Below are 25,903 nucleotides of genomic sequence, written 5' to 3'. Positions count from 1 at the left end.
CTTACTGGCGCATACCGCGGCCGCTGACCAGCAGCCGCGCACAACCGATGTAGAGGGCCACCGTCGCCACCAGCATGAAGGTGATGGCCACGCTGATGCGGATGTCCGACACCCCGAGAATGCCGTAGCGGAAGGCGTTGACCATGTGCAGCACCGGGTTGGCCAGCGACACGGTCTGCCAGAACGGTGGCAGCAGGGTAATCGAGTAGAACACTCCGCCGAGGTAGGTCAGCGGCGTCAGCACGAAGGTCGGGATAATCGAGATATCGTCGAAGTTACGTGCAAAAACCGCGTTGATGAACCCCAGCAGCGAGAAAATCGTCGCCGTCAGTATCACCACCAGCAAGGTCACCCCCAGGTGATGGACCTGCAGGTGGGTGAAGAACAGCGAGAGCAGGGTCACGATGATCCCCACCATCAGCCCACGCAGGACACCGCCGAGGGTGTAGCCGATCAGGATGGTATGCGGCGAGACCGGCGAAACCATCAACTCTTCGATGGAGCGCTGGAACTTGCTGCCGAAGAAACTCGAGACCACGTTGCCGTAGGAGTTGGTGATCACCGACATCATGATCAGGCCCGGCACGATGTACTCCATGTAGGTGAAGCCACCCATGCCGCCGATCTGCCGGCCGATCAGGTTACCGAAGATCACGAAGTACAGGACCATGGTGATGGCCGGGGGGAGCAGGGTCTGTGGCCAGATCCGGGTAAACCGCCGGACTTCGCGGTAAACGATGGTGTTGAGCGCGACCAGGTTGGGTTGCAGTTCCGAACTCATACCGCCACCTTCGACAGGTTTTTTTCCACCAGGGACACGAACAGCTCCTCCAGGCGATTGGTTTTGTTACGCAGGCTCAGGACCTCGACCTGCTGCGTGGCCAACTGCCCGAACAACGCCGTGATACCCGCGTCCTTGTCGACCTGCACTTCCAGGGTGCGACTGTCCAGCAGCTTGCTCGGATAACCGATCAGTTGTGGCGGTTGCTGCAGATCGTTCTTCAGGTCGAGCAGGAAGGTCTCCACATGCAGTTGGCTGAGCAACTGGCGCATGCTGGTGTTTTCGACGATGGTGCCGTGATCGATGATGCCGATATTGCGGCACAACTGCTCAGCCTCCTCCAGGTAATGGGTGGTGAGGATGATGGTGATGCCTTTCTGGTTCAGTTCGGTGAGGAAGGTCCACATCGAACGACGCAGTTCGATATCGACCCCCGCGGTCGGCTCGTCGAGGATCAGCAGGCGCGGCTCATGCACCAGCGCCCGGGCGATCATCAGCCGGCGCTTCATGCCGCCGGACAACGACCGCGACGGCACATCGCGCTTGTCCCACAGGCCCAGTTGGGTCAGGTACTGCTCGGCGCGTTCCTTGGCGATTTTCGCCGGAATGCCGTAGTAACCGGCCTGGGTCACGACGATATCGAAGGTCTTCTCGAACTGGTTGAAGTTGAATTCCTGTGGCACCACGCCGATACAGCGCTTGAGCGCGGCGGGTTCGCGATCGAGGTCGTGGCCGAACACCTTGACCGTACCGCTGGTCTTGTTCACCAGGGTCGAGAGAATGCCGATGGTGGTGGACTTGCCGGCACCGTTAGGGCCGAGCAAGGCGAAGAAATCACCTTCGGCGACGTCCAGATCGATACCACTCAGGGCCTGGAAACCGTTGCCGTAGGTTTTGGTTAGCTGCCGGATGGACAGAGCGGAACTCATATCGGATTCATGCACCAAGAAGGGAGGAAAGAACTAAATAAGGGCACACCGTTTTCAATGCAACGGCGGCGAATCGGCACCATGGTGCTTGGCCTCGCCGCACAAGTACAGCAACCGGCGTTAATAGTGGCTATTAAGTCAACGCGGTCATGACTGCGCGCTGGTAGGCCGGGCGTTGTTTCAAGCGTTCGTACCAGGCACTCAAATGGGGCATCGGCGGACGCTCGATGGGCATTTCGAACCAGGCATAGATAAAGCTGCCGAGGGGGATATCGCCCATGCCGATCTCCTCGCCCGACAGGTAGGGTTGTTCGGCCAGCGCCGCATCGACCCGCTGCAGTAGGTCGGCGCAGATTTTCAACGACGCGTTGATCGCGGCCCAATCCTGCTGCTCGGCGGGGGTGCGCAATACCCCCCAGAACACCCCGCGAAACGGCGTGGCAAAGGACGAGGTGGTCCAGTCCATCCACTTGTCCGCCTTGGCCCGCGCCTGCAGATCATTGGAGAACCAGTTGGACCCGGCGGCATGCTTGGCGGTCAGGTAGCGCACGATGGCGTTCGATTCCCAGAGGACGAAATCACCGTCCTCGATCATCGGCACCAGCTGGTTAGGGTTTTTCGCGCGATATTCGGGTGTATCAACTACACCGAAGGCTCCGCCGGCATCCAGCGACTCATAAGGCAGGCCAAGCTCCTCGGCACACCACAAGGCTTTTCTGACGTTCGACGAATTTTTCCTACCCCAGATTCTCAGCATGACAGCCTCTCTATGGATAAATGCCGACGCAGTCTACGCCCGAACAGCCCTGGCTCAAATCCTGGCGCACAAGGAAAGTAGCAGAGCGGATGACCTTCGTCGCGACGCAGACCGTGGCAAAATCGGCGAACTCCGCCGACACGGGGCGGTCACTATCGATAGCCTGCTCACTTTTGGACCAGGTCGCCCGGGCCGTTGCACCTGCAAACCCATGTCTACAGATTTGGACACACAGCCCCATGCCCTGTTTACCGGATGCCGACTAAGCTCTGGAGGTGTTTTGGTGCTGTCTTTAAGGAGGATTGAACATGCTGCTGTTATGGATACTGGTACTGGTGATCGGCGTCGCCTGGCTGGCGCATCGTCGAGTCGCTCCGCTTCCCGTACTCGGCATGGTCGCCGTCTACCTCATCGCGATGGGCAGGTTCGGCCATGCGCCGGGCAGCCTGATGCTGGTGCTGTGGGTGTTGCTGGCGGTTGTCGCGGCGGCGCTGTTGCTGCCCGATCTGCGCCGCAAGCTGTTCACCGCCCCGTTGTTCGCCTGGTTCCGCAAGGTCCTGCCGCCGATGTCCGAGACCGAGCGCGACGCCATCGACGCCGGTACCGTCTGGTGGGATGGCGAGCTGTTCAGCGGCCGTCCGGACTGGAACAAGCTGCTGGCCTATCCCAAGGCCCGGTTGACCGAGGAGGAACAGGCGTTTATCGACGGTCCGACCGAAGAGCTCTGCGCCATGGTCAGCGACTGGCAGATCGGCCAGGCCATGGACCTGCCGCCCAAAGCCTGGGCGCATATCAAGGAGCACGGCTTCTTTGCCTTGATCATCCCCAAGGAATTCGGCGGCAAGGGCTTTTCCGCCCTCGCCCACTCCCAGGTGGCGATGAAACTGGCGACCCGCAGCGGCGACCTCGCCTCCACCGTGATGGTGCCCAATTCCCTTGGTCCCGCGGAACTGCTGCTGCATTATGGTACCGATGAACAACGCAACCACTACCTGCCACGCCTGGCCCGTGGCGACGATATCCCGTGTTTTGCCCTGACCGGCCCGCTGGCCGGCTCCGATGCCGGCTCCATGCCGGACACCGGGGTGGTCTGCAAGGGCCAATGGCAGGGCGAGGAAGTCCTCGGCCTGCGCCTGAACTGGGAAAAGCGCTACATTACCCTGGGTCCGGTGGCGACCTTGCTCGGGCTGGCCTTCAAGGCCCATGACCCGGAGCATCTGCTGGGCGAAGAGGAAGACCTGGGCATCAGCCTCGCGCTGATTCCCACCGACACCCCCGGGGTCGAGATCGGCCGGCGTCACCTGCCGCTGGGCGCGGCCTTCATGAACGGGCCGAACTCGGGCAAGGACGTGTTCATTCCGCTGTCGTTCCTGATCGGCGGCCAAGACATGCTCGGCAAGGGCTGGATGATGCTGATGAACTGCCTGTCGGTGGGCCGCTCGATCTCGCTGCCGGCGGTGGGCACCGGTGCGGCCAAGTTCACCAGCCTGGTGACCGGCCAGTACGCGCAGGTCCGCGAACAGTTCAACGTACCGCTGGCCGCCTTCGAGGGTATCCAGGAAGCCCTCGCCCGTATCGGCGGCAACGCCTGGCTGATGGACAGTGCGCGAATGCTCACGGCCAATGCCGTCGACCTCGGCGAGAAACCCTCGGTGCTCTCGGCGATTCTCAAGTACCACCTGACCGAACGCGGTCGCGAGTGTATCGGCCATGCCATGGACGTCCACGGTGGCAAGGGCATCATCATGGGCCCGAACAACTACCTGGGCCGCAGTTGGCAGGGCGCGCCGATCTTCATCACCGTGGAAGGGGCGAACATCCTCTCGCGCAACCTGATGATCTTCGGCCAGGGCGCGATTCGCTGCCATCCCTTCGTTCTCAAGGAAATGGCCCTCGCCGCCCGCGAGGATCACGACCAGGCGCTACTGGAGTTCGACAAGCTGCTGCTCGATCACATCGGCTTTGCCATCAGCAATGCCGCCAGCAGCCTGGTCCTGAACCTGGGGTTCGGGCATTTCGAGGCGGCGCCGGGCAATCGCCTGAGCCAGGGCTATTTCCGCGCGCTGAACCGCCAGGCGGCAGCGTTCGCCCTGCTGGCGGACCTGTGCATGATGCTGCTGGGCGGTGAACTGAAGCGCCGCGAACGGCTGTCGGCACGCCTGGGGGATGTACTCAGCCACCTGTACCTGGCGTCGGCGGCACTCAAGCGTTACCACGACCTGGACTCCCCGGAATATCTGCAGCCGCTGTTCACCTGGGCCATGGAAGAGAGTCTCGGGCACTCGGAACGGGCCTTGGACGAACTGCTGAAGAACTTCCCGAACCGCGTGCTCGGCTGCTTGCTGCGAGTGCTGGTGTTTCCGTTCGGGCGTCGGCATTCCGGACCCTCCGACGAACTGGATGGCGAGGTCGCCGCCGTACTGGCTAGGGCCAAGGGCGATCCGGCGCTGGAGGCCGTGCTCGAAGGCTGCTACCGCCCGCAATCGGCAAGCGATCCGGTCGGTGCCCTGCAACAGGCCTACGACCTGCTGGCTGCCAGCCATGAGCTGCAGAAAAAGCTGCACACTGCGCTCAAGAGTGGCCAGGTCAAGCCATGCGCAGAGGAATCGGCCATCGATGCGGCCCTGGAGGCCGGTGTATTGCAGCCCGCCGAAGCCGAAACCCTGCGCCAGGCGGAGGCGGCGCGACGCAATGTCATCGACGTGGATGATTTCAGCAAGGCGGAACTGGGACTTGGCAAAGGCAAGGTTCGCTAAGGAGCGGGCGCTGGCCGGGCAACCTGACACGACAACGGGCGTCGAGAGCCTTATACTCTCGCGCCCGTTTTACCCTTGAGGACCCCTGTCATGTCCAATGTCGTTGCCGATCACCTGGTCCTGCTCGACCACCTGCGCAGCATCCTGGTTGCCGTCGGCGAAGCCGACCAGGTACCCGAAGAAAGCCACGCGCTGTTCCTCGAACGTTTCGATGAGCTGCGTGCGCAACTGCCGGTCGAGCCGGTCGAAAGCCAGTACCTGGGGCAGGACATGCTGTGCCAGGTCATCCAGCGTTATCCGCAAATTGCCCATCTGGTGCCACGCGACCTGCTGTGGTTCTTTGGTGGTGACTGCCTGCATTACATGCCGGATGAGGAACTGGAGCTGTACCAGGCACTGGAAGAGCGCCGCTATGAAGCCGAGCAGAACGACGAACCGTTCGACTGGAACCAGGAAAAGCAGTTGCTGGCGCTCTCGACCCAGGACAGCAAGCACTGATACAAACCGCTCCCCCAAGGCTGAGCGCGGCCTTTGTGGGAGCCGGCTTGCCGGCGATGGCGTCAGGATGGGCGCCGCAAGGCTCAAGGGCCTCATCGCCGGCAAGCCGGCTCCTACAGGTTTAGCGCCACACTCACCCTTTGCGCAATGTCGGCTCGTGGGCCAGGCGCTCCACCAGGTAGTCGATAAACACCCGTAATTTCGGCGACAGGTAGGGCGTCGGCGTATACAGCAGCCACAGGCCGCCGTGATAGGACGCCAGGAAGGTCCAGGCCGGCAGTACCTGGACGACCAGGCCCTGCTCCAGGGCATGCCGCGCTGTGAAATACGGCAGGCTGCCAATGCCGATATGCTGCAACACCGCATCCAGCCGCACCCCGGTGTGATTGGCCGCATAGCGCCCGCGCACCCCGACGGTCACCGACTTGCCGCCCTGCCTGAACTTCCAGCGCGCGTCGTTGGGCGTGTCCCCCAGGAAAATGCAACTGTGCTCCAGCAGGTCATGGGGATGCTGCGGCGTGCCGTGCTCGGCCAGATACCGCGGGGTCGCACAGAGCAGATGCTCGATGGGCATCAACTGCCGGCCCACCAGCCCGACCGGCGGGTGGTCGGTAATACGCAGGATCAGGTCGACATTGTCTTCGATCAGGTCTACCGGTCGATCCTCGAGAATCATCTGCACATCCACCTGCGGGTAACGCCGCAGAAACTCCGGCATATGCGGATGCACGACAAAGCGCCCCACTGCCTTCGGCACGCTGACCCGCACCAGTCCCTGGGCTTCATCGGTGTACTGACCGCTGATTTCCATCACCGAACGGGCCGCGCTGACCATCTCCCGGCAACGCTTGAAGGTTTCTTCACCACTGTCGCTCAAGCGCAATTTGCGCGTGGTGCGCTGCAGCAGCCGGGTCGCCAGGGCCTTTTCCAGGCGGGAAATCGAGCGGCTCACCGCCGAGGGCGACGAACCGAGCTGGCGCGCGGCTTCGGAGAAGCTGCCGGTCTCGACCACCTTGACGAAAATAGCCATTTCGCCCAGCAACGCCAGCGGCGGATTTATGCTCATGACGCACAGGTCCATTGAAATCTGATCGGATTATCACAGGCTAACAGCCTTTTTATACTGACGACACTCACCCGATCCGACGATCATTCAGCCTGGAATCACTATGAACCCCCACTACTTGAACGAATTCCTCGCCCTGGCGGGCATTCACTTTCTCGCCGTGGTCGCCCCCGGCCCGGATTTCGCCGTGACCATCCGCCAGAGTGTGCGCTTCGGCCGGCTGATCGGCGTGATCACCGCCCTCGGCATCGGTGCCGGGATCTCGGTACATGTGCTCTACACCCTGCTCGGAGTCGGCGCGCTGATGCACAGCGCGCCCTGGCTGCTGAACGTGGCCAAGGTGATCGGCGGCGGCTACATCCTCTATCTGGGCATCAACCTGCTGCGCAGCAAAGCCCAGGCCGCGCGCACGGACTTCGGCCAAGCCGCCGACGGATTTCCGCGGCAGAGCCTGGCCAAGGCCTTTACGGTGGGTTTCCTGACCAATGCCAGCAACCCCAAGGCCACGCTGTTCTTCCTGGCGATCTTCACCACAGTGGTCAGCGCCTCGACCCCACTGAAGATCCAGGCGCTATACGGCCTGTGGATGTGCAGCGTCAATGCGCTGTGGTTCATCCTGGTCAGCCTGCTGTTTTCCAGCGAACGGGTCCGCCTGGCGTTCCTGAAGATGGGCCACTGGTTCGAACGCACCATGGGCATGGTGCTGATTCTGTTTGCCGGACGCCTGATGCTGTCTTTATAAGTGGCCCGCTGACACCCTGCCCTGCCGACGAAAACAGATCCGGCGTGGTGTGCATTTCCCTGGGAAAAATCCTACTCCGGGGACTCCCGCCCCACGCCCTCACGATGTTAACTTGCAAAGGTTTCTGTCTTATCGATCAGATTTTTCCCACAAGACACCTGCAAAGGAATGCTCCCCGTAATGAATTTCCCACTCAAACAGCTGGTCACCACCAGCCTGATGCTGGCCAGTCTTTCGTCGTTCGCCATGCCGGCAGATGCCAACGTCACCCCGCAACAGAACGTGGCCATCCTCGGCAGCTTCAGGAATGCATCCGTCACGGATTTCAGGCAGTTCCTGGGACGCCTGGGCAAGAGCGACCTGGCCAAGACCGACGACCTCGGCCCGGCCATCCAGGCCTTCCTCGACAACAAGCGCCTTTCCACGGAACAGCAGAACACGATCCATCGCCTGCTTGGCCTTTATGCCCGGGTGAAATACGGCAACGCGGCCACCGAGACCTTGCGTGAGCTGGTGGCCATCCCAACCTTCCGCGTGGACGGCGTGGCCCAGCACGAAAATCCCGAATTCATCAGGATCGCCGACAAACTCAAGGGCCTGACCCAGGCCTTCAACCTGAACTTTCGCAACATCGACAACCGCGTCTATGAAATTTCCCTCGATGGCAGTGGCGATGAAGTCGTCGGTATTCACGCCCATGCCGATGTGGTGCCAGTGACGCCGGAGAACTGGGTACTGAAAGACGGTACCCGCCTCGATCCGTTCAAGCTCACCCTGATCGGCGACCGCATGTATGGCCGGGGCACCGAGGATGACAAGAACGGTATCGTGGTGGCGCTCTATGCCATGAAGATCATCAAGGAAGAACAGCTGCCACTGGCCAGGCACTTCAAACTGCTGGTGGACACCACCGAAGAGACCAGCGGCGATGCCATCCCCTATTACTTCGAACATAACCCGGTACCCAACTACAACCTGGCACTGGATGGCGGCTACCCGGTGGTGATTGCCGAGAAAGGCTACGGCACGGTCATGGCGAAATTTACCCGACGCCAAGCCGAGGGCCAGGGCGCGGAGATCACCTCGATGACTGGCGGCATGGCCAGCAACCAGATTCCGTCGACCTCGGTCGCCACCCTGGTGAGTGACCACCCCGCCGAACTGGCCGCCAGCCTGCGGCAGGCCGGCACTGACTATGCCAAGCGCAATGGCGGTAACTTCGAGGTCAGCGCCAAGGTCGTCGGCCACGAGGTCAAGCTGACGGTCACCGGTGTTTCCGCCCACTCCTCCGAGCCCGAGTCAGGCGTCAACCCGGTGGCAAGGATGCTGGACTTCATCAACAGCCTGGACGGCAAGGTCGCGCTCAAGCACAACCAGATCACCGATGCCGCTCGCTATGCCGCCGACAACTGGGGCCTGGACTACCTGGGTGGCAAATTGGGCGTGGGCTTTTCCGACGTCTTCATGGGACCGCTGACGGCATCCCCGACCTATGTCGGGATGGATGAAACCACCTTCAAGCTCGCGGTCAACTTGCGGGTACCGAAGGGCAAGTCGCCGCAGGTGCTGAAGAGCGAAATCGCCGACAAGCTGATGGCCTGGAGCCAAAAAACCCGGATTGCGCCGACCCTCGACTACTCGATCGCCGAACCGATGTACCGCAACCCCGAGGGTGAATGGGTCAAGGCGCTGCTGGCCGTCGCCAGCGAAAACCTGGGCATGGAACACAAGTTCGGCACCTCCGCCGGCGCGACTTCGGTCCATGAGCTGCCCAATGGCGTGCAATTCGGCCTGGCCCGGCCCGAGGTCAAGTACACCGGCCACACCGACAATGAGTTCAAGACCGTCGAGCAGTTCCTCCTGGACCTGCAGATCGTGACCGAAATGATGGGGCGTATCGGGCAGTTGCCGAAGCTCTGATCCCGTTCAGGACCCGCCATCGCGGCGGGCCCACTGCCTTGAGGCGTGGCGAAGTCGAAGCGCAATGGCTGAATCACGCACAAACAAAAACGCCGCTCATCACTGAGCGGCGTTTTTTTGAATATGGAGCGGGAAACGAGACTCGAACTCGCGACCCCGACCTTGGCAAGGTCGTGCTCTACCAACTGAGCTATTCCCGCAAATGGCGTCCCCTAGGGGACTCGAACCCCTGTTACCGCCGTGAAAGGGCGGTGTCCTAGGCCACTAGACGAAGGGGACACGCTAACTGAAACACATGGTGTGTATTCCAGTGCCCAAATCCGTATCCGAAGATATCGGTTCTGGTTTCACTCAGCCCCGCCCGAAAGCAGTGCTGTTTAAAAATGGAGCGGGAAACGAGACTCGAACTCGCGACCCCGACCTTGGCAAGGTCGTGCTCTACCAACTGAGCTATTCCCGCATTGGCGTCCCCTAGGGGACTCGAACCCCTGTTACCGCCGTGAAAGGGCGGTGTCCTAGGCCACTAGACGAAGGGGACACGCTACAACATTCACTCCCTGCCGCGCTTCGCTGTGTGCTTTACGCTGCAAGTGGCGCGCATTCTATGGATGGATCGATGGGTCGTCAACCCCCAAGGATAAATTTATTTAAATCAATGACTTCGCCCCCCTTTATAGGCCTTTCCCGGCTGCCCTCGCGTCTGCTCGTTGGCGCCTATATTCTGGCGCCCGACAAGAGGCTATAGTTCGCCTCGGGAAATAGTGGCGATGTGCTCTATCCCTGACGCCTGCAACGCGTCGCTCAACGCTATCGGCGAAAACGCCAAGCCACTACACTCGTTAGCATTACACCTTGAAGAGGTCTTAACGGTGACACCACTCATGATCACCCTGCTGGTCGCAGCCGGGATCTTTCTCCTGATCGCCATTGGCTTCCTCAACCATATGGCGGAAAGCCGCAAACTGGAGAAGGCCCGGCTCAAGGTCGAGCTCAATGACCGCCTGCGCCGCTGCGGCGAAATCACCGAGACCTTCCCCGGCCAATTGATGAGCCCGGCCCTCAAGCTGCTGCTGGCACGCCTGGAACTCAACGTGAACCAGCGCCTGTTGAACATGGACAAGACCAACAGCAAGTTCAAGGCCCGGGTGACCGAGCTCACGGCGCTGGTCAGCCAGGGCGAATCGATTCCGGTCAACAACCCACCCGGCCCGATCCAGACCGAAGCCAAGGCCAAGGATGTACGCTTCCTCCTCGAAGCCCTGCACGGCCAGATCACCCGTGCGGCCCAGGACGGCTTCCTCCCCGCCACCGAAGCCAAGCACTGGATCCGCGAAGTGCGGCATATCCTGGTGCTGCTGCATATCGAGTTCTTCAACAACCTCGGCCAGCATGCCCTGCAACAGGAGCAACCGGGGCAGGCGCGCCTGGCCTTCGAGCGCGGCGTGCAATACCTGCGCAAGCAGCCTGAACCGGCGGTATACAACGAACAGCTGATCTTCATGGAAAAGCTGCTGGCCCGCGCCAACTCCATGGTACTGACCAACATCAAGCCGACCGAGGAAGATGTCAACGAACTGACCCAGGGCCTGAAGGATGTCGAAGCCGACGCCGACTGGAAGAAGAAAGCCATCTACGACTGATGGAATCGCAGGCATAAAAAAACGGACAAGCCAGGCTTGTCCGTTTTTTTATCTACTACCGAAAAATCAGGCGACCGGATTGATCGGCTTTTCCGGGTACCAGACGTCCATCAGCGGGCTGACTTCAACGGAGGTCAGTTCGCTGCGAGCCTTGAGCCAGGCTTCAACGTTGGCACGCTGTTCGGTGCTGACCGAGCCGCGCTTCTGCAGGCAAACCAGACCGTAGTCATCGCCGCCGACATAACCCAGACCGTTGGCTTCCATCGCTTCTTTCAGGAATGCGTCGAGGAAAGCGTCGATAGCCTCTTCACTCAGGTCTTCTTTGAAATCCAGGTTCAGCTCGAAACCCAACTCCTGAAATTCATCGACGCACAGCTTTTTGCGCAGACGCTGGGAACGGTTAGTCGCCATGAAACAATCCTCAAAAGTAATAACGGGCGGCACTTTAGCAGTTTAAGGCTGCAATTGCCCGGATCTGTAGTGACGCCTCGTCGATCCGCGGAAAAAAATCAGCCTTGCGTCGCCGGCCCCAGGCCCAAGCCGTGCTGCCTTGGGGCATAATGCCGTCACTTTCACGACCATTGAGGGATTTTTGTCGACATGCCCTCGTATTTTCCCCTCGACGGTAGGGTTCCACTTCACATGATCAAATCTTTACGTCCGCTGTTGCTTGCCGGCCTGTTTCTTCCCCTGGCCTTCCCAAGCCAGGCAGCGCCCGCCAATAACAGTCTTTCACCCAAGGTCCAGCAGGCCCTCAGGGCCAGCAAGCTGCAAAACGATGCCCTGTCCCTGGTGATGCTGCCGCTCGACGGCCCGGGCACCCCCACCGTGGTCAATGGCGACGTGTCGGTGAACCCGGCCTCGACCATGAAACTGATCACCACCTACGCTGCCCTGGAAATGCTCGGCCCCAACCATCAGTGGAAAACCGAGTTCTACACCGATGGCACCCTGAGCAACGGCGTCCTGCAGGGCAACCTGTACCTCAAGGGCGGCGGCGACCCGAAGCTGAACATGGAAAAGCTCTGGCTGCTGATGCGTGACCTGCGAGCCAACGGCGTGAACCAGGTGACCGGCGACCTGGTCCTCGACCGCAGCTTCTTCATCCAGCCACAACTGCCGGAATTCAATGACGACGGCAACGACGAGAACAAGCCGTTCCTGGTCAAGCCGGATGCGCTGATGGTCAATCTCAAGGCCCTGCGCTTCGTTGCCCGCAACGACTCGGGCAAGGTACTGGTCTCGGTGGAGCCGCCAATTGCCAGTATCCGCATCGACAATCAGGTCAAGGTGGTCAGTGCCAAACAGTGCTCCGGCGACGTGCGCTACAACCCGGTGTCCCAGGACGACGGCACCACCCTGGTCACCGTCAGCGGTCAGTTGGCCGAAGGCTGCAGCTCGCAGACCTACCTGTCGCTGCTCGACCACCCGACCTACGCCGCCGGTGCCGTGCGCGCCATCTGGCAGGAACTGGGCGGCAGCATCCATGGCAAGGACCGCTCCGACGTGGTGCCCAAGGGCGCCAAGCTCCTGGCCCGAGCCTACTCGCCGGACCTGACGGAAATCATCCGCGACATCAACAAGTACAGTAACAACACCATGGCCCAGCAACTGTTCCTGAGCCTGGGTGCGCAGTATCGCAATGATGCCGACGGCGATGACGCCAAGGCCGCGCAGCGGGTGGTGCGCCAGTGGCTGGCGAAGAAAGGCATCATCGCGCCGCACCTGGTGATGGAGAACGGCTCCGGCCTGTCCCGCGACGAGCGGGTCAGCGCGCGGGAAATGGCGAGCATGCTGCAATCGGCCTGGAAGAGCCCGTATGCGGCGGAGTTCATCAGCTCGCTACCGATCGTCGGTACCGACGGCACCATGCGCAAACGCCTGAAGCAAACCGCCATGCGTGGCGAGGCACATATCAAGACCGGGACCCTGAACACCGTGCGCGCCATTGCCGGCTTCAGCCGTGACGATAACGGCACGACCTGGGCGGTAGTGGCGATCCTTAACGATCCGAAGCCGTGGGGGGCCTCGTCGGTGCTCGACCAGGTCTTGCTCGACCTGTATCGCCAACCCAGCGTGGCCGGCTCGGACGAGTAACCGGGGCCCTCGGAAAATCAGGGCCCCGGAGCCTTGCTGATCAGCGGGCGCTGATTTTCCAGGCGCGGTGGATCTTGCTGTTACGGGCGAAATCCGGGTCCAGGGTCTGGGCACTGATTTCCTCGACGGCATAACGTGTCGCCAGGTGCTCGTCCAACTGGAACTTGCGGAAGTTGTTGGAGAAATACAACACGCCGCCAGGTGCCAGGCGCGCCACGGCGAGGTCGAGCAACTGCACATGGTCACGCTGGACGTCGAACACACCTTCCATGCGCTTGGAGTTGGAGAAGGTCGGCGGATCGATGAAGATCAGGTCGAACTCATCACGACTGGCCTCGAGCCAGGCCATCACATCCCCCTGCTCCAGGCGGTTCTTGTCGGAGAAGCCATTGAGCGACAGGTTGCGCCGCGCCCAGTCCAGGTAGGTTTTCGACAGGTCGACGCTGGTGGTGGTGCGCGCACCGCCCTTGGCCGCATGCACACTGGCGGTCGCGGTGTAGCAGAACAGGTTGAGGAAACGTTTGCCGGCCGCCTCTTTCTGGATCCGCAGGCGCATTGGCCGGTGGTCGAGAAACAGACCGGTATCGAGGTAGTCGGTCAGGTTGACCAACAACTTCACGCCGCCCTCGTTGACCTCGGTGAACTTGCCCTGGGCGCTCTGGCGCTCGTACTGCTTGGTGCCGCTCTGACGCTCGCGGCGCTTGATGATCACGCGGTTCTTGTCGACGTTGAGCGCCTGGGGAATCGCCGCCAGGGCATCGAACAGTCGGGCCTGGGCCTTTTCCGGGTCGATGGACTTCGGCGCGGCGTATTCCTGGACGTGCACCCAGTCGTGGTACAGGTCGATGGCCAGCGAGTATTCCGGCATATCGGCGTCATACACCCGATAGCAGTCGACCCCCTCGCGCCGGGCCCACTTGCCCAACTGCTTGAGGTTCTTCTGCAAGCGGTTGGCGAACATCTGCCCGCCTTCGCTCAGACGCGCCTGCTCGACCACCGGCGCGGGAACCGGTGCCGGCTTGATCGGGTTACCGTTCTTGTTGAATTTCGGTGCCTCGGCCACTTCCTGCGCCAGCACCTCGGCCTGTTCGCGTTCGATCTGGCGCTGCTCCGGGGTACGCCGTTCGCCGGTGACGAACTGGTCCGGCACGACCTTGATCAACAACAACTTGCACGGCAGGGCGCCGTTCCAGAACGAGTACTGCTTGTGGCTGCGAATGCCCATGCGCTTGCCCAGGTCCGGGGCACCGGTGAACACCGCCGCCTCCCAGTTCAGGCAGGACTGGCGCAGGCGCTCGCCGAGGTTCTGGTAGAGGTAGAGCAGGCTGGCTTCGTCGCCCAGGCGTTCGCCGTAGGGCGGGTTGCAGATCACCAGGCCTTTCTGGTTCTGGTCCGGGCGCGGCTCGAAGGTCGCCACTTCGCCCTGGTAGACCTTGATCCATTCGCTCAGGCCAGCGCGCTCGATGTTGTTGCGCGCGGGCTGGATCAGCCGTGGATCGGCCTCATAACCACGAATCCACAGCGGCGGCTTGGCCAGCCCGGCTTCGGCACGCACAGTGGCTTCTTCGTGAAGCTTCTTCCACAGCGCCGGTACGTGACCGAGCCAGGCATCGAAGCCCCAGTGCACACGATTCAGGTTGGGCGCCATATCGGCGGCGATCATCCCCGCCTCCACCAGAAAGGTCCCGACACCACACATCGGGTCGGCCAGGGCCCCGCCTTCGGCGGCAATCCGCGGCCAGCCGGCACGGATCAGGATCGCCGCCGCGAGGTTTTCCTTCAGCGGCGCGGCGCCCTGCTGCAGACGATAGCCACGCTGGTGCAGGCTGTGGCCGGACAGGTCGAGGGAGAGGATCGCTTCGCCACGGTCCAGGCGCAGGTGAATGCGCAGGTCCGGGCTGATCTTGTCGATGGACGGACGCTCGCCGGTCGGGGTGCGCAGCTTGTCGACAATCGCATCCTTGACCTTCAAGGCGCCGAAATGGGTGTTGTCGATGCCCGAACCATGGCCGCTGAATTCAACCGCGAGGGTCCCGTCGGAAACCATATGGTCCTGCCAATCGACATCCAGCACGCCGTGGTAAAGATCCTCGGCGTCCTTCATCGCAAAGCGCTTGAGCACCAGCAGCACGCGGTTGGCCAGGCGCGACCAGAGACACAGGCGATAGGCAGTCTCCATATCGGCCATGCCACGGATGGCCGAGGTGTGCTCACGCGCCTCCTCAAGGCCAAGCCCGACGGCTTCCTCAAGGAGCAGGCCTTCAAGGCCTTTAGGGCAAGTGAGGAAGAGTTCGTAACGATCCGACATGGGAATTCCAGGGCTTCAAGCCTTCAAGGAACGGGCAAACGCATCGCCCGCTCGGTTTCGATCAAGCGCTTTTCTCGAAGAGCGCTCGTGTGGCGCACCATTGCGCCTGTCCACCCAGGCAGATCCGGCAACCCTTGGGTTGAAAGAACCTTGATGCCTGGACAGCTCAACTCTCGCAATAAAAACCTTTTTAACAAAAACCTTCGTAACAAAAAGTCACATCGTGACCCTTCGTCGAATAATACCTGAGCCCAACAGGCCGGTATTCGCAGTAGAGAATGAAACTCATCATTCATCTAAGGGCTGATCATAGCTGGGTTTTCTCCAGCGACTCGAGCAAACGGCCATCACATCTTATGGCCTTAACACCATTATCGTTACGTCCTTATGACAAAACGGTCATTCACACGCCCCTGCGCATTGGTTAGAACTCACCACAGGTTGACGTCGCAATGGCGTCAACACCCCGCTCTACCGCGAAAACGCCCAAGGGTCTTTTCGTACCAGAGCGGAGCTCGCCACGCCGGCAGCGAGCACCAACGGCAGATGCATTCTGCCCGATCTCGCCAAGAGATCGACGGGACATATAACAGTCAACCAGTGAGGGCAACACCCTATGAGAAGACTTAAGCGTGATCCGTTGGAAAGAGCATTTTTACGCGGATATCAATACGGCGTTCATGGCAAATCCCGCGAGCTTTGCCCCTTTACTCTACCGTCGGTACGCCAAGCCTGGATTAACGGCTGGCGCGAAGGACGCGGCGACAACTGGGACGGTATGACCGGCACTGCGGGAATCCACAGACTCAACGAACTTCACGCTGTCGGCTGATCAGGGCACATTCCGACATTACATTTCGAGCGACAAACGACTTACCATGCACGCCCCATCCGGGCGGCGGGCTTCGGCCCAGGGGCTCCTACGGAGCCCTTTTTAATGCCGCCGACTCAGCGGCGCAGCGCGGCGATGGCATCCACCGACTGGCGAATCAGCGCCGGCCCCTTGTAGATAAACCCCGAATACAACTGCACCAGGCTCGCCCCGGCGGCAATCTTCTCGGCCGCGTGCTCGCCCTCGGTGATACCGCCGGCCGCGATGATCGGCAAACGGCCGGCCAGCTCAGCGGACAGCACCTTGACGGTATGGGTGCTCTTCTCGCGCACCGGCGCGCCGGACAAGCCGCCGGCCTCGTCGCCATGGGCCAGGCCTTCGACACCGACACGGCTCAGGGTGGTGTTGGTCGCGATCACCGCATCCATGCCCGACTCCAGCAACGCCTGGGCCACCAGTACGGTTTCTTCGTCGGTCATGTCCGGGGCGATCTTGATCGCCAGCGGGACGTATTTGCCATACTGCTGGGCCAACTGCGCCTGACGCACGCGCAGGGCCGCGAGCAGTTGCTTGAGCGAGTCGCCAAATTGCAGGCTGCGCAAGCCCGGGGTATTCGGCGAGCTGACGTTGACCGTCACATAACTGGCATGGGCGTAGACCTTGTCCAGGCAGATCAGGTAGTCATCGACGGCACGCTCCACCGGCGTGTCGAAGTTCTTGCCGATATTGATACCGAGGATCCCGCTATAGCGAGCGGCGCGGACCCGCGACACCAGGTTGTCCACCCCCAGGTTGTTGAAGCCCATGCGGTTGATGATCGCCTCGGCCTGCGGCAGGCGGAAGATCCGTGGTTTCGGATTGCCCGGCTGCGGCCGTGGCGTCACCGTGCCGATTTCAACGAAGCCGAAACCCAGTTGGGCCAAACCGTCGATGGCCGCGCCGTTCTTGTCCAGGCCCGCGGCCAGGCCCACCGGATTGGGAAACGCCAGGCCCATGACCGTCACCGGGTTCGACGCCGGGGCCTTGCACAACAGGCTGTTGAGCCCCAGGCGGCCGCCCGCGCCGATCAGGTCCAGGGACAGATCGTGGGAGACTTCCGGGGAAAACTTGAACAACAGCTGGCGGGCCAGGTTATACATGGGCGGGCTGACTCGGATGGCGGCGATAGTGGGCGGCGATTATAGCCGGGCCCTGACAAAAACCATAGGCGCAGCGCGAGCGCGGCTCACCGGCAAGGGGGCAAGGTGCTTGCATCGGCGCCGCCTTGCAGGCTGGTCACCAGGGCCAGGCGGGCCAGCGCCTGGTGATTGCCGGCTTCCAGCTCGAGGACCCGGGCAACCGCCGCCCGCGCCTGCTCGACACCGGCGCCCCGATCGCACAGCCCGAGCATCGACAAGGCCAGCCAGGTATCGGCCAGCTGCAAGGCATTCCAGGGTTCACCGCGAGCGGCTATCAGCGCTGCCGGCAAGACGTCCAGCCTCTCGCCCAACAGGTTCCTCAGTTGCCGGATAACGGCCTCCTGCTGCCCCCCTGCCAGCCCTTCATCCGGATAAAACACCGGCGGCGGTGCCGCGACAGTCGCCGGCACGATCAGCGTGGGTGGCAACGGCACCACCGGGACGGTAAAGCGATAGCCCTTGCCATAGACGGTGGCAATGTAACCCTTGCCCTCCTCAAGCAACTTGCGCAGCACATAGATACAGCGTGTCAACGACTCCTCGGCAGCGTCCATGCCCGGCCAGACGCTGTCGAGCAAACAATCCTTGGTCACCAGCCGGCCGGCCGACCCCAGCAGCAGGCGCAGCACCTGCAGCTCCTTGGGCGGCAGATGAATACCCCGGCCGCGCCTCATCAGGTTTCCATCGCTTTGCAATATCCATTGACCAAAGACGAAGGCTTGTCGCGGAGTCTTTCCAGTGACGCTGTCCATAACCTCGACGCAATCCTCTATAGAGATGTACGACCATTCAAAAATAAACCCGGGAAAAGGGCTTATTCACGAGGAACGCCACGACTATAGGAATTCGCATCGAGCCATGTCGGTAGGACATTTCCCGCATAGAAAAGGAATATTCAACAAAGCTGCAGGCTCGACAAAACCTACACCCCAAAAGCCGATTCCCTCATACAAACAGCGCCTCAAAGCAGGAGCTTTCGCCGCTCCTCGCCCTCTCCTCGGGCATTTCCTACAAGGCGACACAGATCAGCCACGCTACGCCAAGCGCAAACCTCATCGACCGACAGTCCAATCCGGAATGCAACATTGAGCCGCTCCACCAGATCGGCAAGGTTCGCGCCGCCCATGCCGAGGTCTTCACACAGCTTCGATTCGAAGCGAATCTTCCTGCGCGGCACTGAACAGTGCTCAGCCAGCAACACCATCACCTGTTGCTCGATAAAGTAGTCACACCCTCCCGGAACCAGATAACTCATGGTTTCATTTTCCCGCATACCGCGCCGCTACAGGACGGCGTCGCACCCTGCCGCAAATCCTCGAGATAGCCCCGCGAACGCCGCGGCAGCTCGCCGTGAGCCGCCTGCTTGAGCACATACTCAAAGCACTTCCGGGCCTTGGCATGCGCCCCCAGCGCCAGCTGGCACTCACCGGTATAGAACATCGGCCGGTAGTCGCCCCGGTCCTGGGCAAACGCCACCGCATAGAGCTCGATGGCCTTGCGGTAGTGCCCGGCGACCTGATAGACCGCCGCCAGCCCCATCCAGTAATGGCTGTTGTAAAAGTCGTAGATACACAGGAAACGGAAGAGTTTTTCCGCATCCTCCAGGCGTCCTTGCTGGTGGAACCGACAGGCGTGGGCATAGAGCCCCTGCACCTGCTCATTGCCTGTTTCGCTCATCTCCTTGAGCGCCTCTTTCGGGCCACTCATCGCCATCCCCCCGAGGAACACGCCAGTTGCGCTGACGCCTTGATTGTCACGAGATAATCAAACCCATGGACGCCTGGATATCGCAGAGGCGACTGGGCGCCACGCCCAACAGCTCGCGGACCTCTTTGGAAAAGTGCGATGAAGAGGCATAACCGAACTCCAGCGCCACATCGGTCAGCGAACACTCACCGCCGATCATGCTCAGCAGGGCCTTGGCCGTCCGCCAGTCGCGCAACTCGGGCTTGGCCGCACAACCCAGGGCCTGATGGCACAACCGGCGGAAATGCGAGACCGACACGCCATAGCGCTTGGCCAGGCCGATCAGTTTCTCGCTGGCGGTGCCCTGCTCCAGGAGAAAGCGCACCAGCCAGTAATTCGGGCTTTGCCGCAAGACTTCGGCAAAGGGTTGATAGGCGGGATCGGCGCGCAAGGCGCACTCTATATACCAGGGCTCCAGCAGGCTTCTGTTGGCCGCCACGCCAGAGGCCAGGGGCAAGGCCGCCCAGGGTGCGGCGGTAGATCGCCCCCGCTCGAAGCTCATGCCCTGGTCGATAAACACCTGCAACTTGACCAGGCTCGCCTGTACCGGACGCTCGCCGAGCAGTTCGCCGCCAACCACCCGCAACATGCCCCGCGCCACCAGCAAGCCCTCCCAGCGCGCCGGCAGGCACCAGGATACGCTCACCTCATCATGGGCCAGGCACACGCCGGCCTCCCCCGCCTGTACCTGTACGACCTGTTCGCCACATAAAAAGCCCGGACACCGGGTCGCGGATAATTCATCAATCTGCACACTGCGCTCCGTCTCGTTCTTATTGAGCAGTGCGAGGATGATGGCCGGGCGACGCCAGCCAATCATGATGAAAATCTGATGAGCGGATGTCCAAGGGGGCGTTGGCGCAGGTCGGCGGCCGCGCCACGCTCAAATCGCAGGCGAAAAAAAGCCCGGCCGAAGCCGGGCTTTTTCGTACCGTCAGCTAATTACTTAGCTTGGGCTTCTACTTCAGCTTCTACACGACGGTTGATCGCGCGACCAGCTTCAGTGGCGTTGTCAGCCACTGGACGGGTTTTGCCGTAGCCAACCGACTGGATGCGAGAAGGAGCAACACCGTCTTTGACCAGAACTTGTTTCACAGCGTCAGCACGACGCTGGGACAGCCTCTGGTTGTAAGCGTCAGGACCGACGTTGTCAGTGTGACCGGCAACAGTGGTGTGGGTGTCTGGGTACTGCTTCATGAAGTCAGCCAGGCTCTTCACGTCGCCGTAGCTGTTAGGCTTGACCACGGCCTTGTTGAAGTCGAATTTCACGTCCAGTTGCACTTTCACAACTTCTGGAGCTGGAGCCGATTCAGCTACTGGAGCTGGAGCCGCTTCTACTGGGGCTGGGGCTGGAGCCGGAGCTGCTTTGCCGCCGCTGCCGCCGAAGTTCACGCCCAGGCCGATCAGAGCCTGGTAGTCCCAACGACCGTTGTCCAGTTTGTAGTCAGCTTCACCGCCGGCACGAGCGTACAGGTTGTCGGTGATGTACATCTTCACACCGGCACCGGTGGTCAGGTAGGTCGAACCGTCACGGCCAGTGTGGCCATCAGCGGCTACGTTGGTCATGCTGCCGTGGGACACGCCGCCTTCAACATAAGGACGGAACATGTCGCCGACTTGGCCGAAGTGGTACTGGGATTTCAGGCCGAAATGGTCACCGCGGATACGCTGGTTGCCAGTGTCGGTGTCCGAACGAGTGTAATCGTCCTTACGGTAGGTCAGGTTCACCGAAACGTCGTCGGTCAGGAAGTAGCCGATCGAGACGCCAGGAGTGCGACCGTTCTGGTAGGAATCGACGCTGTGGTTCCAGGTCTTGCCCCAGAACGCTTCACCTTCGACCGCGCCTTGGCCTTGTGCCAGTGCGCCGAACGAAGTAGCGGCAATGAGAGAACCAATGGCCAAGCCCAAGGTGTTTTTCAGTTTCATCCGTTAAATCCCCATCTGGTGATTGTATAGCAGTCCCACAAACCGGGGGACAACTCGGCGGCAAGTGTAGCAGAACTTGCCTACACGTAAGAGACATTTGCGCTGAACTAAGTTTCAGCGATACCCGCAAATTTCTCACGCAATTTGTCGAGGGCCCGCTTATAGCGCATTTTCGTGGCGCTCAAGCCCATATGCATGATGTCCGCGATCTCCTGAAACTCCAGCTCTGCGACAAATCGTAGCACCAGAATTTCCCGGTCAATCGGGTTCACATGCACTAACCATCGATCCAGTCCGCCCTTCTCCTCAGGTTTCGGCGTCTTCTCTTCAGACGCTTCCTCGAGGGGGTCGAGACTCAACGCATCCATCAAGCGGCGCTTCCGGCGCTCTTTGCGATACTGCGTAATACATTCGTTGTAGGTGATGCTATATAGCCATGTCTTGAACTTCGATTTACCCTCAAAGTTCTTGAGGCCATACAGCACCTTCAACATCACTTCCTGACAGACATCGTCCGCATCGCGTTCGTTCCCTAAATATCTTGAACAAACGCTGAACAAGGTTCGTTGATAGCGCCGCATCAACTCTTCGTAGGCGCGGGTCACATGAAACAGCTCCGAATGCGCACGCGCCACCAACTCCTCATCGGTGAGTTCACGGGGGTCGTAGCGCATGGAGAGCGATTGAGCTTTATTCAAAACGAGTCGGGCCGACAGTCAGGTCAATGTCCGCCGCAGCCCATGGCTGCGGGCATTTTTGCGGCGGCATAGAGTAGCAGGGTTTGCCGGGTTAGCGGCTGCTCACATGCTGCTCCAGCAAGATCCGATTGGAGAGAGAGACCAGCTCACCCTCATCAGTCAGCAATGTGGTCTTGACCGTGCCAATCTCTTCAATCTGTCCTTCGACCTCGCCCACTCGCACTTGTTGCCCAACCTGATACAACTCACGCACATAAATTCCCGCCAGGATCTGCCCGGCGATTTCCCGGCTACCCAGCCCCATGGCCAGGGCCACGGCCAGACCAACGGTAATGAGCACGATGACGATCACATGGTTCAGCAGGTCGGTCTTGACCTCCAACTGACTGATCGCCACCGAAATACTGATGATAATCACCAGGCCCTGGGCCACTCGCCCCAGGCCCGAGGCGTAATCCAGACCGACCCCTTCGGCCGCTCCGCGCACCAGCCCGCTGACCAGCTGCGCCAGCAAAACCCCCACCAGCAGCACCAGCGCCGCGCCGAATACCTTCGGCAAATACAGGGCCAGCATGTCGAGCGTAGCTGAAACTCGCTCGAGCCCAAGGGATTCGGCAGCAGAAACCAGGAAAATCAGCAAAATAAACCAATAGACGATCTTACCGATCAACGTCGAAATCGGTACCTGGAGGCCGGCACGACCGAGCAGCTTGGTCAATCCGGTGCCGCCCATCAGGCGATCCAGCCCCAGCTTGGCCAGAAGCTTGGACAGCAGGGTGTCGAGCAGCTTGGCCACCACGAAGCCCAGCAACACCACTACCAGCGCCCCGAACAGGTTGGGGATGAAGTTCGCGACTTTGGTCCACAAGGCAGTCATTGCCGTAACGAGGCTCTGGGTCCAGAGGTCAAGTTCCATATTCAGTCAGCCTTATCCGTGGAGCGAGCAATAGGGGTACGACGCGAGACCGGCGAAACATGGGCCGATCCATTGTTCAGGGCGATCATCAGCGCCTGCAGCCAACGGCCCATCAGACTGAAGAGATCACCGGCACCGACCTGTCGGTTGGCGGTTTTCAGGACACGCCCCAAACAAGCATCGTCGTCACGGGTGGACGGCGAAGCCTTGAGCATGTCACGCAAAGATTGTTCGAACGGATCGTGCATACGCACCTCTCGGTATATCTGTGAAAGACGCGATCACTTTTTTGCAGGTCACATGAAACATGTTTCAAACCCAGCGCAAACGTCGGAAAAGCCACCATTGTCCGGCGGCAACGGCGACGATCAGCAGGCACGCGATAACAAAACCGTAGGGGTCGCCGGACCACGGAATACCGCCGACGTTGATCCCCAGCAGACCGGTCAGGAAGCTCATCGGCAGGAAGATCCCGGTGATGATCCCGAAGCGGTACATGGTCTTGTTCATGCGCACGTTCAGACGCCGGTCCTCGGCCTCGAGCACCAGCCCCACGCGCTCGCGGGTCAATTCGAGCTCTTCCAGGTAACGGGTCAGGCTGTTGTTCAATTCGTTCCAGTAACCGGCCTCTTCGTCGGCGAACCAGGGCAGCTTGATCCGGCTCAACTGGCCGAAAATATCCCGCTGCGGCGCGAGGAAGCGTTTCAGCCCGGCAGCTCGACGACGTATCTGCACGATGGCGCCATGTTCGGGACTATACCGTTCGTCGGCATCTATCTTTTCTTCTTCGTCATCGACCACTTCCGAGAGGTCACTGACCAGATCCTGCACCTTCAGGGTGAGGTACTGCGCGATGTAGAGAATCAGTTCGGCGGCGTTTTTCGGCCCCTTGCCCTGCTCCAGTTGCAGCAGCAACTCATCGGTGGCGCGCAACGGCCGCAAGCGCAGGGAAATCACCCGCTGATGGGCGGCAAAGACCCGCACCGAGACCATGTCCTCGGGCTCCGCACCGGGGTTGAGGTTGACCCCGCGCAGAAACAGCAGCAGCTCGCTTTCGGGCAAGGGCAACAGGCGCGGCCGGGTATTCTCTTCCAGTAGCAGGTCGCAATTGAATTCGCTCAAGCCGCTGGACGTGCGCAACCAGGCATGGGTCTGCGGATGGCTACGGTCCCAGTGCAGCCAGAGGCTTTCCTCAGGCTGCAGTTGCAGGCCATCGAGCTCCGTCCGAGCAATCGAGCGCGCACCGCCCCTACCATCCAGAACCAGGGCATGAACCAGCCCCCACTGCGCGTTTTCTTCCTCGAACATCCTTACCCCGTTGCGTTGCAAAAAATTACTCAGGCATCTTCAGCGGGCTCGGCGCAACGATCACACCATTGTTGTCCGCGTAGATGTACTCGCCCGGGCGAAAGGTCACGCCGGCAAAGGTGACCGGGACATTGAGGTCGCCAATGCCGCGCTTGTCGGTTTTCATCGGATGGCTGGCCAGGGCCTGCACCCCCAGGTCGGTCTGGGCGATCACGTCGACATCACGGATGCAACCGTAGATCACCAGGCCTTCCCAGCCGTTCCTCGCCGCCTTCTCGGCCAGCATGTCGCCGAGCAGGGCACGGCGCAGGGAACCACCGCCATCAACCACCAGCACCTTGCCCTGACCACTGAGCTCGACCTGGTCCTTGACCAGGGAGTTGTCCTCGAAGCACTTGATGGTCACGATCTCACCACCAAAGGAATCGCGGCCGCCGAAGTTGCTGAACATCGGCTCAAGCACCTGTACCAACTCCGGATAGGCGTCGCACAGGTCAGGGGTGATGTAATGGTTCATGGGTAAACTCCTGTAGATGGAATCGAGAATGCCAGACTACGCAGGTTGCGCTACAAGATGAAACGCTTGCCCCGGTCGAATGTTTAGACAATGACCCAAACCGCTCAATGCGTCATATCTTAGCCTTTACCACCCGCGAGCGGAATGCCCTTGTCAGGGCGTTTCCTGAACGACGGCTGACTCACGGAGCAAGAAGGCCTGCGGATCGCGCAACCAATCGACCACCCGCGGCCAGACTTCGGCCTGCGCCGGCTTGCTGACCAGCATTTCGACATGCCCGAAATCCGAGCTGAAACCCTGTTCGCGTCCCAGGCAGAGAAAATGCTTGTGCAGCGATCCGATCTGCTCGAACAGCTTGCGACAGGCCCAGGCCGGATCCTGGTGATCACCAACCGCGCTCACCGCCAGCACCGGCACGTCGACCTCGGCCAGGCCACCCCACCAGTCCCGCTCGGCGTCCCGGAAGCGACCGAACAAGCCGTACCAGCGCAGGCTTTCCAGGGCCAGGCCGATGGGCTCGTCTTCCGGGCCGCGCTTGAGGCGCGAACCGGACAGATGAGCGAAACGCCTGAGCAGCAAACGACCGCCCCACTCCACCGGCGGAATCTTCAGGGGCCAGTAGGTGCGGCTGACCTGGCAACCGAACAACGCCGCCGAGGCGACGGCGGGGGCGCCCAGGTATTGGCCGCCCAAGGCCGCCGCCAGGGTGGTACCACCGAGGGAATGGCCGATCCAGTGGGGAATCTGGCCACTTTGCTCACGCACGAACGCGGCGATGGCCGGCAGGTCATAACGGGCGTAATCGGCCACACGATTGCGTCGATAGCCATGGTTGCGCGCCGAGAGCCCGTGACCACGCATTTCCGGAATCCACACGTCGAACCCGGCACGCGCCAGATAGGCGCCCAGGCCAATGCCTTTGGCGGAATACCAGAAACGCCGATTGGAAAAGCTGCCATGCAGCAGGATGACCGGTACCCCACGCGCCTTGGGCTCGTCGGCGAGGCCCAGGCGGGTGACCGCCAGCTCGACCGTGCCATCGGGGCTGTTGCCCGGTTTCAAACGATAGACGTCTTCACAGAGGTCGCCACGGCGCTCGGCGCTGATCAAGGCCACCGGAAAAAGATTGCTGCTGCTTTGCATAAGGCTCTTGCACAAAAAAGGGCGACCCAAGTGGACTCGCCCTGAAAATAAGATTTTACAACATCGAACACAGGTTCTACTTACGACATAAGTCTGTAGGAGCATGGCTTGCCAGTGAAGCGTTTGGCGCCCTCAAGGACGCCTT

General features: G+C 60.9%; 25 protein-coding genes and 4 tRNA genes. 7 read left to right on the top strand and 22 right to left on the bottom strand.

Going from position 1 to position 25,903, the window contains the following annotated elements; genetic code table 11:
• Position 1: 1 nt before the first annotated feature.
• From M5B96_RS12485 to M5B96_RS12475, 3 genes are all read right to left on the bottom strand, one after another.
• Positions 2 to 781, bottom strand: coding sequence for an ABC transporter permease (locus M5B96_RS12485; RefSeq protein WP_248796983.1), 780 nt, complete (start codon positions 779 to 781; stop codon positions 2 to 4).
• Positions 778 to 1,710 carry an ABC transporter ATP-binding protein gene (locus M5B96_RS12480; RefSeq protein ID WP_248796982.1) on the bottom strand — a complete coding sequence of 311 codons (933 nt, stop codon included), beginning with the start codon at positions 1,708 to 1,710 and terminating at the stop codon, positions 778 to 780. The genes M5B96_RS12485 and M5B96_RS12480 overlap by 4 nt, the downstream gene beginning before the upstream one ends.
• 133 nt (positions 1,711 to 1,843) lie before the next feature.
• On the bottom strand, positions 1,844 to 2,467 hold the full coding sequence (locus tag M5B96_RS12475; protein WP_248796981.1) for a glutathione S-transferase: 624 nt from the start codon (positions 2,465 to 2,467) through the stop codon (positions 1,844 to 1,846).
• A 308-nt stretch (positions 2,468 to 2,775) separates the two neighbouring features.
• On the opposite strand from M5B96_RS12475, the gene M5B96_RS12470 reads away from it, so the two are divergent.
• Complete coding sequence (locus M5B96_RS12470) at positions 2,776 to 5,223, top strand: acyl-CoA dehydrogenase (protein ID WP_248796980.1); 2,448 nt, start codon at positions 2,776 to 2,778, stop codon at positions 5,221 to 5,223.
• Between the two features lie 90 nt (positions 5,224 to 5,313).
• A complete protein-coding gene (locus tag M5B96_RS12465) occupies positions 5,314 to 5,721 on the top strand; it encodes a PA2817 family protein (protein ID WP_191485096.1) in 408 nt (135 codons plus the stop codon).
• Positions 5,722 to 5,854: 133 nt separating this feature from the next.
• On the opposite strand, the gene M5B96_RS12460 is transcribed toward M5B96_RS12465, so the two are convergent.
• Entirely contained in the window at positions 5,855 to 6,787 is a 933-nt protein-coding gene (locus M5B96_RS12460; RefSeq protein WP_248796979.1) for a LysR family transcriptional regulator, read from the bottom strand.
• A gap of 103 nt (positions 6,788 to 6,890) precedes the next feature.
• On the opposite strand from M5B96_RS12460, the gene M5B96_RS12455 reads away from it, so the two are divergent.
• Together M5B96_RS12455 and M5B96_RS12450 are read left to right on the top strand one after the other, a co-directional pair.
• On the top strand, positions 6,891 to 7,529 hold the full coding sequence (locus tag M5B96_RS12455) for a LysE family translocator (RefSeq protein ID WP_248796978.1): 639 nt from the start codon (positions 6,891 to 6,893) through the stop codon (positions 7,527 to 7,529).
• A gap of 180 nt (positions 7,530 to 7,709) precedes the next feature.
• A complete protein-coding gene (locus tag M5B96_RS12450) occupies positions 7,710 to 9,449 on the top strand; it encodes a dipeptidase (RefSeq protein ID WP_248796977.1) in 1,740 nt (579 codons plus the stop codon).
• 124 nt (positions 9,450 to 9,573) lie between these two features.
• Here the strand turns inward: M5B96_RS12450 and M5B96_RS12445 are convergent.
• The 4 genes from M5B96_RS12445 to M5B96_RS12430 all read right to left on the bottom strand — a co-directional run bounded on the left by M5B96_RS12445 (position 9,574) and on the right by M5B96_RS12430 (position 9,987).
• Positions 9,574 to 9,649 (bottom strand) — tRNA-Gly (locus M5B96_RS12445).
• A 3-nt stretch (positions 9,650 to 9,652) separates the two neighbouring features.
• Positions 9,653 to 9,728 (bottom strand) — tRNA-Glu (locus tag M5B96_RS12440).
• Between the two features lie 105 nt (positions 9,729 to 9,833).
• A tRNA-Gly gene (locus M5B96_RS12435) sits at positions 9,834 to 9,909 on the bottom strand.
• Between the two features lie 2 nt (positions 9,910 to 9,911).
• Positions 9,912 to 9,987 (bottom strand) — tRNA-Glu (locus tag M5B96_RS12430).
• Between the two features lie 343 nt (positions 9,988 to 10,330).
• Here M5B96_RS12430 and M5B96_RS12425 point away from each other — a divergent pair.
• A complete protein-coding gene (locus M5B96_RS12425; protein WP_248796976.1) occupies positions 10,331 to 11,089 on the top strand; it encodes a hypothetical protein in 759 nt (252 codons plus the stop codon).
• A gap of 66 nt (positions 11,090 to 11,155) precedes the next feature.
• Here the strand turns inward: M5B96_RS12425 and M5B96_RS12420 are convergent, their stop codons facing one another.
• Complete coding sequence (locus M5B96_RS12420; protein WP_248796975.1) at positions 11,156 to 11,500, bottom strand: YggL family protein; 345 nt, start codon at positions 11,498 to 11,500, stop codon at positions 11,156 to 11,158.
• A gap of 231 nt (positions 11,501 to 11,731) precedes the next feature.
• Here M5B96_RS12420 and dacB point away from each other — a divergent pair, with 231 nt between their 5' ends.
• Positions 11,732 to 13,186 (top strand): D-alanyl-D-alanine carboxypeptidase/D-alanyl-D-alanine-endopeptidase, encoded by a 1,455-nt coding sequence (gene dacB, locus M5B96_RS12415; protein WP_248796974.1) that lies wholly within the window; start codon positions 11,732 to 11,734, stop codon positions 13,184 to 13,186.
• A 40-nt stretch (positions 13,187 to 13,226) separates the two neighbouring features.
• Here dacB and rlmKL read toward each other — a convergent pair whose 3' ends face one another.
• A complete protein-coding gene (gene rlmKL / locus M5B96_RS12410; protein WP_248796973.1) occupies positions 13,227 to 15,494 on the bottom strand; it encodes a bifunctional 23S rRNA (guanine(2069)-N(7))-methyltransferase RlmK/23S rRNA (guanine(2445)-N(2))-methyltransferase RlmL in 2,268 nt (755 codons plus the stop codon).
• 616 nt (positions 15,495 to 16,110) lie between these two features.
• Between rlmKL and rmf the strand changes: the two genes are divergently transcribed.
• Positions 16,111 to 16,326 (top strand): ribosome modulation factor, encoded by a 216-nt coding sequence (gene rmf / locus M5B96_RS12405; RefSeq protein WP_002553055.1) that lies wholly within the window; start codon positions 16,111 to 16,113, stop codon positions 16,324 to 16,326.
• Positions 16,327 to 16,442: 116 nt separating this feature from the next.
• On the opposite strand, the gene M5B96_RS12400 is transcribed toward rmf, so the two are convergent.
• From M5B96_RS12400 to M5B96_RS12345, 12 genes are all read right to left on the bottom strand, one after another.
• Positions 16,443 to 17,465: a quinone-dependent dihydroorotate dehydrogenase gene (locus M5B96_RS12400; protein WP_248796972.1), complete on the bottom strand. Its 1,023-nt coding sequence runs from the start codon at positions 17,463 to 17,465 to the stop codon at positions 16,443 to 16,445.
• A gap of 86 nt (positions 17,466 to 17,551) precedes the next feature.
• Positions 17,552 to 18,178, bottom strand: a complete 627-nt coding sequence (locus M5B96_RS12395; protein WP_248796971.1) for a winged helix-turn-helix domain-containing protein — start codon at positions 18,176 to 18,178, stop codon at positions 17,552 to 17,554.
• Positions 18,179 to 18,465: 287 nt separating this feature from the next.
• Entirely contained in the window at positions 18,466 to 18,759 is a 294-nt protein-coding gene (locus tag M5B96_RS12390) for a phosphopantetheine-binding protein (RefSeq protein WP_248796970.1), read from the bottom strand.
• Positions 18,756 to 19,211, bottom strand: a complete 456-nt coding sequence (locus M5B96_RS12385; RefSeq protein WP_248796969.1) for a SycD/LcrH family type III secretion system chaperone — start codon at positions 19,209 to 19,211, stop codon at positions 18,756 to 18,758. Before M5B96_RS12385 ends, M5B96_RS12390 begins: the two co-directional genes overlap by 4 nt.
• A gap of 46 nt (positions 19,212 to 19,257) precedes the next feature.
• On the bottom strand, positions 19,258 to 20,070 hold the full coding sequence (locus M5B96_RS12380) for a helix-turn-helix domain-containing protein (protein WP_318654837.1): 813 nt from the start codon (positions 20,068 to 20,070) through the stop codon (positions 19,258 to 19,260).
• 122 nt (positions 20,071 to 20,192) lie between these two features.
• Positions 20,193 to 21,176, bottom strand: a complete 984-nt coding sequence (locus M5B96_RS12375) for an OmpA family protein (protein ID WP_248796968.1) — start codon at positions 21,174 to 21,176, stop codon at positions 20,193 to 20,195.
• A 107-nt stretch (positions 21,177 to 21,283) separates the two neighbouring features.
• Positions 21,284 to 21,874: an RNA polymerase sigma factor SigX gene (gene sigX, locus M5B96_RS12370; protein ID WP_100940799.1), complete on the bottom strand. Its 591-nt coding sequence runs from the start codon at positions 21,872 to 21,874 to the stop codon at positions 21,284 to 21,286.
• Positions 21,875 to 21,965: 91 nt separating this feature from the next.
• The gene (locus tag M5B96_RS12365) at positions 21,966 to 22,790 is read right to left on the bottom strand and encodes a mechanosensitive ion channel family protein (protein WP_100940800.1); all 825 of its coding nucleotides are present in this window, start codon (positions 22,788 to 22,790) and stop codon (positions 21,966 to 21,968) included.
• 2 nt (positions 22,791 to 22,792) lie between these two features.
• Positions 22,793 to 23,044: a CrfX protein gene (locus tag M5B96_RS12360; RefSeq protein WP_371315529.1), complete on the bottom strand. Its 252-nt coding sequence runs from the start codon at positions 23,042 to 23,044 to the stop codon at positions 22,793 to 22,795.
• A gap of 58 nt (positions 23,045 to 23,102) precedes the next feature.
• Positions 23,103 to 24,098, bottom strand: coding sequence for a zinc transporter ZntB (locus M5B96_RS12355; protein ID WP_248796967.1), 996 nt, complete (start codon positions 24,096 to 24,098; stop codon positions 23,103 to 23,105).
• Positions 24,099 to 24,123: 25 nt separating this feature from the next.
• Complete coding sequence (rraA, locus tag M5B96_RS12350; RefSeq protein ID WP_248796966.1) at positions 24,124 to 24,615, bottom strand: ribonuclease E activity regulator RraA; 492 nt, start codon at positions 24,613 to 24,615, stop codon at positions 24,124 to 24,126.
• A 153-nt stretch (positions 24,616 to 24,768) separates the two neighbouring features.
• Entirely contained in the window at positions 24,769 to 25,758 is a 990-nt protein-coding gene (locus tag M5B96_RS12345) for an alpha/beta fold hydrolase (protein ID WP_248796965.1), read from the bottom strand.
• Positions 25,759 to 25,903: the final 145 nt, after the last annotated feature.

This window comes from Pseudomonas sp. MWU13-2105 (assembly GCF_023242315.1).
In the GTDB taxonomy this organism is placed as follows: Bacteria; Pseudomonadota; Gammaproteobacteria; order Pseudomonadales; family Pseudomonadaceae; genus Aquipseudomonas.
The sequence above is the reverse complement of the archived record's forward strand: the minus strand, read 5'-3'. Positions and strand labels throughout refer to the sequence as shown.